The organism is Methylacidimicrobium cyclopophantes (assembly GCF_902143385.2).
Classification (GTDB): domain Bacteria; phylum Verrucomicrobiota; class Verrucomicrobiia; order Methylacidiphilales; family Methylacidiphilaceae; genus Methylacidimicrobium; species Methylacidimicrobium cyclopophantes.
This window is the reverse complement of sequence record NZ_CABFUZ020000199.1, coordinates 1-1,739: the sequence shown is the minus strand read 5'-3', so window position 1 is coordinate 1,739 and position 1,739 is coordinate 1. Positions and strand designations below refer to the sequence as shown.

Below are 1,739 nucleotides of genomic sequence, written 5' to 3'. Positions count from 1 at the left end.
GATCTGGGCGAAGCCCAGAAGGCGATTGCAACCAACTGGATCGAGGCCTACCGGAAATACGTCGGAGAGGGGGAGCAGGGATCCAAGAGCCGCCGGAGGGTGCAGCCATCGGAGATGGAGAGCGCTCCAGGCTCCCTTGTCTGGGTCAATACCCGCTCGGGTGCCTACTGGAAGCCCGGTTCTTCCTTTTATGGAAAGACCAAACAGGGGCAATATATGAGAGAGGCGGAGGCCCGCGCCCGAGGCTTCCACCCAGCGCACGGAAGCGGGGAGTAACCCGATACCCAAGAGGCACCCATGGCTCTCAATCGAAAGCTCAGCCCGATCCTCCACGGACGGAAGATTGCCAGGAGCGAAGCCGCTCCCACTCAGCTCACGCTCTCCTTCACCGACGGCTCCCAGCTCCAGGTCCGGCTCGGCTCGACCCCCCCGGAGATCCCCGCAGAGGCCGTGATCGAAAAGGTCTTGGAAAGCGGCAGCCGCTTCGTCCTGGTCTTCGCCGCCGGCTCCAGCCTCGAGCTCGTGCTCGCCGATCCGGGCGCTTCGGTCTGCCTCCGCGACGGGCAGGGAAGGGTCGAGTATCTCGGGTAGGATTCGAAGCTCGGCCGACAATTGCCTTTGACAATTCGGCCGATCGAAGGGAGCATTTTCCCTGCTACGCGGGTGTAGTTCAGTGGTAGAACACGGGCTTCCCAAGCCTGTAGCGAGGGTTCGATTCCCTTCACCCGCTAGCCTTTTCCCATTTCCTCTCCCTCCGCTCCAGCGCGTTCCTCAAGCCGGGCAAGCGGAGGCTCGGATCTCCCCGCACTGCCCGGAGAAGGGAGCGAAGAGGCAAAAGGAAACTCCGGGAAGGCCGTCTCAAGGCTGCTCTCTTTCCTGTGTAGATGGAGAGCGGAAGCTCTTCTATAAGAAGTTGCCTCCCTTCAGAGAGCGGCAGTTACAAAGAGTAACTTAGCGTTCTCTGGCGGTGCCGCGCCGTATCAAGACGCTTTTTTCCAAATTCCGAGTGAGGGAAAGCGATCGCCGCCGTTTGGAGACCCTTGGAAAGCTCCAAATTGACAGGGCATGCTTCCAGCGTATGCTTTCCACAAGGGAAAGATTCGTGGGAAACTATATCAGCTATCTCCGCAAGCTCCTCATGCTCTGGCTCGATCCCAGCGCCAAGAAGCTTTTGCTTCTTGCGCATTCTTTGCCGGCGGATCTCATGGAGCAAATTGCAAAGCTATCCTATCCCAGTGCCGGCAAGGAGTGGAGGGAAGCCCTTTTTCGTCTCTACCAGAGCCAGAATCCCGGACCCAATCCGGTTGCTGGATGGGGAGGAAACTTCGGTTTCCAAACGGACTCAGAGCTTCTTCGCGAAGACATAGAAAAGGACCTCGCACGAACCTTGCCATCGCTCACCATGCGCCTTCGGAAGCTGGAGCAGGAAGGAACTCTTGTGCGGGTCAACGGCAGACTCCGATGGAAGGACAGACCCCCGCAACTTGAGGAACTCGGAGAGAACTTTCTGCTCCCCGGTGCCGAGGACTACATCTGGCATGTTCTCGGTGAAAAGCCGAGGCCTTGAATTAGGAAGCCCGCTCGACCCATTCCTCAAAGGATCCATTCTCCCTTACCCAAGAGGTGGTTGCCCCTTAGCAGGAAGAGGAATCGGGCCCAAACGCATAGCCCTCGCAAAGTTCCTCCTTCTTTTGAGCGGGATAGACCCAACGGGCCCGCAGAGCCGCCGTTAACGGCGG

At 58.8% G+C, this 1,739-nt stretch carries 2 protein-coding genes, 1 tRNA gene and 1 pseudogene; all 4 read left to right on the top strand.

The genetic code is table 11. The annotated features are described in order from the left end of the window. Positions 1–276 (top strand): annotated as a pseudogene (locus FN369_RS08695) (DUF3761 domain-containing protein); the annotation flags it as partial. Positions 277–297: 21 nt separating this feature from the next. Continuing rightward, positions 298–591 carry a hypothetical protein gene (locus tag FN369_RS08690; RefSeq protein WP_142525766.1) on the top strand — a complete coding sequence of 98 codons (294 nt, stop codon included), beginning with the start codon at positions 298–300 and terminating at the stop codon, positions 589–591. Between the two features lie 68 nt (positions 592–659). Next, positions 660–730, top strand: a tRNA-Gly gene (locus tag FN369_RS08685). Positions 731–1,102: 372 nt separating this feature from the next. Beyond that, a complete protein-coding gene (locus FN369_RS08680) occupies positions 1,103–1,567 on the top strand; it encodes a hypothetical protein (RefSeq protein ID WP_142525765.1) in 465 nt (154 codons plus the stop codon). Positions 1,568–1,739: the final 172 nt, after the last annotated feature.